This is a genomic window from Pedobacter sp. (assembly GCF_035566355.1).
Classification (GTDB): Bacteria; Bacteroidota; Bacteroidia; order Sphingobacteriales; family Sphingobacteriaceae; genus Pedobacter.
On sequence record NZ_DATMRL010000511.1, the window covers coordinates 1 to 8,227 of the forward strand.

General features: G+C 41.6%; 4 protein-coding genes. All 4 read left to right on the forward strand.

Annotated features, from left to right (window positions below; all coding sequences use genetic code 11):
• Positions 1-3,210 (forward strand): PKD domain-containing protein (locus VNZ46_RS19845; protein ID WP_325561870.1); only part of this gene is annotated, 3,210 nt, incomplete at its 5' end.
• Between the two features lie 17 nt (positions 3,211-3,227).
• On the forward strand, positions 3,228-6,884 hold the full coding sequence (locus VNZ46_RS19850; RefSeq protein ID WP_325561872.1) for a DUF6443 domain-containing protein: 3,657 nt from the start codon (positions 3,228-3,230) through the stop codon (positions 6,882-6,884).
• Between the two features lie 600 nt (positions 6,885-7,484).
• The gene (locus tag VNZ46_RS19855; RefSeq protein WP_325561874.1) at positions 7,485-7,823 is read left to right on the forward strand and encodes a hypothetical protein; all 339 of its coding nucleotides are present in this window, start codon (positions 7,485-7,487) and stop codon (positions 7,821-7,823) included.
• 190 nt (positions 7,824-8,013) lie between these two features.
• Positions 8,014-8,227: transposase (locus VNZ46_RS19860; RefSeq protein WP_325561876.1), on the forward strand; the 214-nt coding region annotated here is incomplete at its 3' end.

Genomic DNA, 8,227 nt, shown 5'->3' on the forward strand with positions numbered 1-8,227 from the left:
TTTGCTGAACCTATGCAAAGCCACAGGACCTCTAGTCTGCCACCCCGTCGAACAGCCTCTGTTTTTTCCAGGGAGTATACCCAATACCTTGACCTAACCTACAACTCTAAATGGTTTTTGGTCAAGATGACCGATACCAAAGGCGCAAATGTTACCTTTCAATACAGTGCACCTAGAATTGTAAATGACAGTATAGGAAGTAAAACACTCATAGGAAAAGACTATCTGGGAAATGTGAACGTGAAAACGCTGTATTACGTAAACACCCAGGACAGCCGCCGGGTAATTTCCAGCATTTCAGGAGAGAACGGTACCGTTGGATTTACCCATTCCCTTTCCGATGAAGTCCTTACACAGGTAAGTCTACCCAATGCAAGAACGCTGACTTTTAATTCTTCCACTTATAATCGCTATCTGAGTTCCATACAAGAAAATGGCTGCGATGCCTCACCACCCTATCAGTTCTCTTATCAAGGCCTGGATTTGCCTACCGGAAACATTCGATCCTCCACCTGGAACCAACAGGACTACTGGGGTTATTATAATGCCAGTGCAGACACCAGTCTGGTGCCTAAGATCTATGTCTACCCCTATAATTCCAGTTATCCCAATCTGGAGCGTTATCGGATAACCCCCATACCCAATTACCCAGGAACTTCTTTCATTATCCCCGGAGCAGACAGACAAGTAAACCCAAATACGGTGATGTCGGGTACACTGAACAAAATTGTCTATCCAACAGGTGGAAGCACCACGCTGGAGTATGAGTCCAATGATTATTACGACCCTAATGCCCAAAGTACATTTTACGGGGGTGGAATTAGAGTTAAAAGAATTACAGAATCTGATGGAATGAATCCCTCAAATAATGTTGTAAAGGATTATGTCTACACAAATCCTGCAACCTCTGTTACCAGCGGTAAACCTATTCACTTGCCGGTATTCGCTATCAATGAATATGGCTACAGTACTTCAAATACACAGGATACCTGGGAAAAGAGCACTTTAAGGTCAAGCAACGATCTATCGGTAGAGTCTGATGACATCATATATGGATTTGTAACGGTCAAACAAACCGGTCTTGGAAAAACAACCTATGAATTTACCACTCCCGGAACCAACTGGGATACGGCAGCGGGGGATTGGGTTCCTCCTGTGAACTATGTGGCCCGGCCAACATGTAGCTTAAGTCTTGGAACCATAGTAGGTGGCGTGAATATATATCCTTTTGCCCCGAGTCCAAACTACGATTTTGAACGGGGACTGCTAAAATCAGCAACAAGTTATAACGAAAGTAATATTCCGGTCAGTAAAGAAGAGTATACTTACCAGAGAACCGGTTCACCGCAGGTTATACAAGGATTGAGGATTGAGGGACTTGATAATTTAAAAGTCTACGCCAAATATAATGTACTGGCTTCGGTCGGCAACCTGAATGCAACCAAAAAGACCACCATCTACGATCTGAATGATGCGAGTAAATTTTCAGAGAATTTAACCACCAATTACTACACAAGTGCAAACCATAAAAATGTAACTAAAGTTTCGGCTGTAAACAGTGAAGGGGTAACAAATAATACCTATATGAAGTACATCAAGGACTATACAGCCCTGTCTTCAGGAGATGTGATGAGCAAAGCCATCTACGGCCTGCAAGGCCAGAATGTCAATGCTGTTGTAGAGCAATACAATTCTATCATAAAGCCCAGTGAAGCGGAAAAATTCATGTCCGGAAAATTAACAAAGTTCCAGGCCAGTCCGCTTTCTGCCCTGATCTATGTTCCAAGTCAAACTTTACAGTTTATTAACAACGACGGCGCTACCGCCTTTACGCCATCCACAGTATCCTCCGGCACCACATTTCAGAATGACTCCAAATATATTCCGGTGATCAGTTACGAAAACTACAATTCGCTGGGGATGGTAACAGCGGTGAGCGATAAAAACAAAGGCGTTCAAGCCTATTATTTTAACAATTCAAGATCACCCGTTGTTTCGATATCCAATGCCAGAGATATAGAAGTTTTGTATGCAAATTTTGAGGATAACCCCGGACAATTTTCTATGGTTAACTTTACCAACACCGCAGATGCACATACCGGTATAAACGGAAGCAGTGGTCAGGCAACATCCTATCTCCAGGGTACCCTAAAAAAAGGAAATGCAAAAAATTATATTTTCTCCTGCTGGCTAGAACCTGCAGCAGCAGGGTCTATAACCCTCACTTTAACCAATACTTCCAGCCTGGTCAGAACCTATACATTGCCATACGCAGTGTCTACTGATTGGAAATACTATGAGTTAAAAGTGCCGGTAACAGAGATGACGGCCAATTTTACCCTAAAAGCACAACCTAATTCTAATTTATCTATTGATGACGTTCTGTTTTATCCTGAAAATGCAGAGGTAAATAGCTTTACCTATAATGCCAATTTACAGAAGCTGTCAGAAATCAACTCCAACGGGATAACAGTTTATTACGTATATGACAAAGCCGGAAGACTAAAATATGTGAAAGATCAGGATAAGAACCTGGTTAGGAAAGAAACCTATGTGAGCTACAATAAGAACCAGGCAGACCTTGGTCTGGCAACCCCTGGTTTTAGTACTGCTGCTGTCTTGACCGAGGGTGTGAGTGCAGCTTTTACCATTAATCCCGGTGATAACGATTGCATAGAGGAGACTGTTTATACCTGGAACTTTGGAGATGGAACAGCCCCGGTAGTAACCACCGGAATGAGCACCAATCACGTATTTGCCAGTGCAGGTAACTATACCGTGAGTTTAAGTATCAGTCATCCCGCCTATGGCACAAAAACCTTTACCAAGACAGTATCCGTTTCCTCTACGCCGCTTGTGGCCACGATAGTGATCACCGGGGTGAATTCTGTAGACAACTGCCATATTGAAGGCCCATGGCTTGCGACCTATCCAGGTTTTTCAAGTGATGCAACCCATGCTTATTTTAATATAGCTTCTATTTCAGGATGTAGTGCAGGGGCAACCTATACCTACCAGTGGGAAAGGTCTGACGACAATGTAAACTGGAGCCCGGCAGGCACGGCTGCTTCTTTATCCTATACGGTCAATACCAGACAGCAGTTATCGTCCTACTGGATCAGATGTACAGTCACCTCTTCCTGTGGTAAAACTGCAGTTTCTAATGTAGCCACATTTGCGGCATACTCCAGTAGTCCTGATTGTCCTTAATGATAAAATCTATAGTAATGGAAAATAAAATAAATATTTCAAGATATATACCATTTGTATTGGCTTTAGGTTTACTGTCTGTACAGACAAAAGCCCAGACCGTTACAAGTCCGGCATACAAGCAAACCGAGGTAATCAAAGTTGAAAACATTAAGCTCGACAGCCAGATCTTTCCGCTTACAGCCGATCAGAAATCAGTTACCCGTGAATATATGGACGGTTTAGGGAGGTCCATACAATCTGTGGTGCAGAAAGCCAGTCCATTGCAAAAGGACATGGTACAACCAGCCGCATATGATCAATATGGGCGGCAGTTGTACAAATACCTGCCCTATGTATCTGCTTCATCCGATGCTTCTTACCAGGCCAATGCACTCAGCACAGCCCAACCAGCATTTTATGCGAATGGACTGGGAGATAAGGTAGCAGATGATGCCAAACCCTATGTTAAAAATGAATATGAAAACAGTCCCCTGCAAAGATTACTTAAAGCAGGAGCTGTTGGTGATGGTTTTCAGCCCGACCAGCATTATAAATCGGCCAGTTACCGGACCAATACCGCTGCCGATAACATCCGGCTTTGGAAACTGGATGGAACCAGCACAGCGACCTATGGTGCAGGAAGCCTGTCTGTGACCGAATATACCAATGAGGACGGAAATAAGTCCTTCACCTTTAAGAACAAGAATGGCCAGCTGATCCTAAAAAGAATCCAGGCGGATGAAACCGTAGGGGGTATCGCTGAGCCCTATTTTGAGACCTATTATATTTATGACGATGCAGGAAATATAAAATACGTAGTTCCGCCCAAAGCTGTTTCCCAGATGCGAAGTTCAGGAACCTGGACCTTGAGTACTTCTATGCTGAGTGACCTGGTGTTCAGCTATGTGTATGATACCCTGGGTAGGGTGGTAGAAAAGAAAATCCCCGGGAAAGCAGTAATTTATATCATATACGATACGCTGGATCGGCCAATCCTGGTTCAGGATGGTAATTTAAGAACAAGTAACAGATGGTATTATACAAAGTTTGACAGTAAAAAAAGAAAAATTAGCGAGGGTATTTATACTAATGCAACCTATACCACCCGTACAAGCATGCAGGGCTATATCAATACCTTAGATTTTAGTACCCTGTATTATGAGGACCGTTTGGCTGGTGCGGCTAATGGTTACAGTAACCAGGCCTTTCCAACAACCGGTACGGAAGACTTGGCTTATTATTACTATGACGACTACGATCTGAATAATGACGGTACAAGAGATTACGTTTATCAATCCCAAGGCTTAACCGGAGAGGGAGTGGTTTCTTACCAGGTCAGGGGATACCTCACCGCCATTAAAAAGAAAATCTTAAACACAACAACCTGGCTCACCAGTGTCAATTTTTACGACAAACGCGGTGTTGCCATACAGGTGCTGAGTAACAATCAGCTCAATGCCTCACTAAGCGATGTGAAAACCATTGTGCCAGATTTTACGGGGAAAGTACTGCAACAAAAGGTGGCCAAAACAGTGAGTGCTGTAACTACAACGGTGCTCTCCAGTTACAGCTATGACCATATGAACCGGGTTACTGCCATAGATCAAAGTTATAACGGTGCTCTGGCTGTTCGCGTAGCAGGTTATGTATATAATGAACTTGGTCAATTGGTAGACCGGAAATTGCATTCCACAAACGCAGGTACCTCTTACTTACAATCGGTAGATTACAGGTATAATATCAAGGGAGCCATGTTGAGCATTAACAACAGTACCCTTACAGTAGACTCGAAGAACGACGATACCAATGATGTTTTTGGAATGGAAATCCTGTACGACCAAAAGGATGCTGTTTTAAACAACACGAGCTATTATAATGGAATGGTATCTGCAGTAAAATGGATGAGCAAAGGACCATCATCCAATGAGAGGAGTTATAAATTTGATTACGATAAACTTTATAGATTTAAAAATGCTATTTTTGGGAGTAGGGCACCAGGAGTGACCCCCTGGAGTGGTCTATCCGGCTTTGATGAGAAAAACATCACCTACGACCAAAATGGTAATATAATGACGCTGAAACGTAACGCAGTTCTGAGCAATGTAATGACCGAGGTGGATAACCTGGGCTATACCTATACAGGCAATCGTTTGGATAACGTCACGGATGGTACCGGAGGAAGTTATGCCGCCGTGGGTTTCAGGAACCTCACCGGATCAGGATCACCCTATTTGTACAATGTTAACGGAGATTTGACCTCAGATCCTAAAAAAGGCTTATCTATCGATTACAATGCTCTTGGGAAAACGGATAAAATTACCATTACCACCTCAGTGGGGCGTTATATCAATTATACCTACGATGCCGGAGGTACCTTACTTAAAAAACAGATTTTTGACAATAATGTAGCCGGAAAAAGTACAGACTATATTGATGGCTTTGTTTATGAGAATGGAACTTTAGCCTATTTCGCTATGCCTGAAGGCTGGATCAGGAACACAGGATCTGCTTTGAAGGCAGAATACATGATCAAAGACCATCAAGGGAATGTGCGGGTAAGTTTTGAGGAACAGGCAGGAGTTGCCGTGGTGCGTCAGGAAAATAGTTATTACCCCCTTGGGTTGATTATGACTGGAAGCAATATTGCCACGCCTACCTCAGCAAATAAGAACTTATACAATGAAGGTTCTGAATGGCAGAATGATTTTGGTGATCTGCCAGATTATTACAATACCTTTTTCAGAAATTATGATGCCGCATTGGGACGTTTTATTGGAATTGATCCAAAGGCAGAAGCTTCCGAGTCGTTCAGTACTTACCAGTATGCGAATAATAACCCGCTAATTTTTAATGATCCTTTAGGAGATATCGCGATATCGCAGGAAACGCTTAACTTTTTAGAATTTATTAGGAGTGAAGGAGGGAAGTTTGGCGGTGTTTATTCCGTGAGCAGCAATAGTGATGGATTGATTTTGGGTACAATGACCTATTTCAGCTCGCATACAGACTCTATGCTTGAAATGGATAGTTATCTGTCTAAGAATGGTTATTGGGGTTTTACTGATGCTAAGGATTTTAAAACAGCGTGGGAGAGATTTCGTTTTGACAAAGCTGTACAGGATGAACATCCTTTGCAAATGGTGGATATTAGTGAGGCAAGATCTAATCAAAGTTGGTTAGTTGATCGACAGAAAGAGGAGGATGGAAAGTCCCATGCTCAGGAGTTCGCAAAGTATGGCGCCAATCAGGGAGGAAGTTTAAATAGTTCTATCGACAGTTTTAATACCGGACTTGGAACATTTGCTTTAGGACAGGGGCAATTGCAGTTTTTTTATGAAGCTACTGTTGTTTCAGAAACAAGCGCAACCTTTTCAAATATAAGTAGAATTAGTAAACTTCGTGCCCTTGGACGATCCGCTGGTGTCTTAGATGGCTTACAGGCGGTTGGAAAAGTTGCTAATTATGCAGCACTTGGTGTTGTAGCGGGTAAGGTTTTATATAATCAAGAAGTAAAACCTTCTGATATATTAGATGGAGTCATAGGCGGAGCTGCTTTTATTCCAGGATGGGGGTGGGGAGTAGCTGGACTTTACTTTATTGGCGATCTTGCTACAAAGTCTATTACAGGAGAGTCAATCGGGCAACATCTCAATGATTATTATGGTGATAAGGCAATTGTATCTTGGAAATAAAAATATTATTACTTTTTAAAAAATGATTAGTTATTTTGATTATATATTTTATAGGATGTACACTTTTTACAAAAAAAAGGGCGATGGTCAACCTATAATTCAATCTCTGAATTTTATTTCTATCTCTCAACTCATTTGTATTTTTACTATCTTACAATTGATAGACAAACTAAGTAGTGGAAGAATTAAAGTAAGCTTATTAGATAAGAATACATTTTGGGTATTTTGGGCAAGTTTAATAGTGTTAGTTTATGTTCTTAATGTTTTGAAATATGTGCCGAAAGACCGCTATAAAAAAGTTGTAGATAATTATTGTAATTCGCCATTGAATATTAAGCTTAAAATGTGGATGATCTTCATTCAACCTGTTGTTCTATTAATTATTACTATAACCCTACTTGTACTCACAAAGCATCATCCAAGCTAAAGAGCGCAGAGTAATATAACGAAGCCCGGTTAATAAATACGGGCTTTGTTGTTTAATCTATATAATTTTCGGCTCTAAGCCTTGCAACATAGCTATATCATAAGAATGTAAATCAGGGGGGCAGTAGTAATGCCACCTCTGGCGAGGGGTTTGATTATGAGAAACTTACACCCGTGATAACTACAGGTATGGATGCTGTTGGGGTGTCCATGACTAAAGCTAATGTTATTAATAAGGTTTTACAAGGGACTGCGATTGAAGGCAAAGCATTTAAAGCGTTTACTCATAGTGGAACAGTTATAGGCGCAATTGCGGGCGGTGCTGCCGCTCTTTACCATATATTTAATGGGAATGCAACATGGCACGACGGAGTAGCTTTAGGTTTTGCAGGATTAGGAGTAGTATCAGAATTCACCGGGCTTGGTGAAGCATGGGATGGGACAGTAGGGCTTGGTATAGCTGCGGGAAGCCTGTCTTATGATATATGGGATGCAACGCATCCAGCAAAATAATAGAACAATGGAAAATAAAAAAAACTTTATATAACAGCCAAACATATAATCCTTTAAAGGGATTCTTATATGCTTTCCCTATTTATGCCTTACTCAAAGGAATATTAATTCTAATTATTAGACCGTTACACATGCCTGATTTGGGTGTGGTGATATGGATTGTTATTAGTACAGTTTAAAATACAGTAAGATGAAAAAGTCAAAAATTAGTGAAGCTCAGATTGTAGCTGCGATCAAAGAACACGAAGCAGGAAAAACGGTTGCAGATATCTGCCGTGGATTGGGTGTACACCAGGCCACCTTTTATAACTGGAAGAAAAAGTACGCTGGTATGGACAGCCAGGAACTTCGCCGTCTCAAAGAGTTAGAAGAAGAAAATCGTAGACTGAAACACATGTATGCTG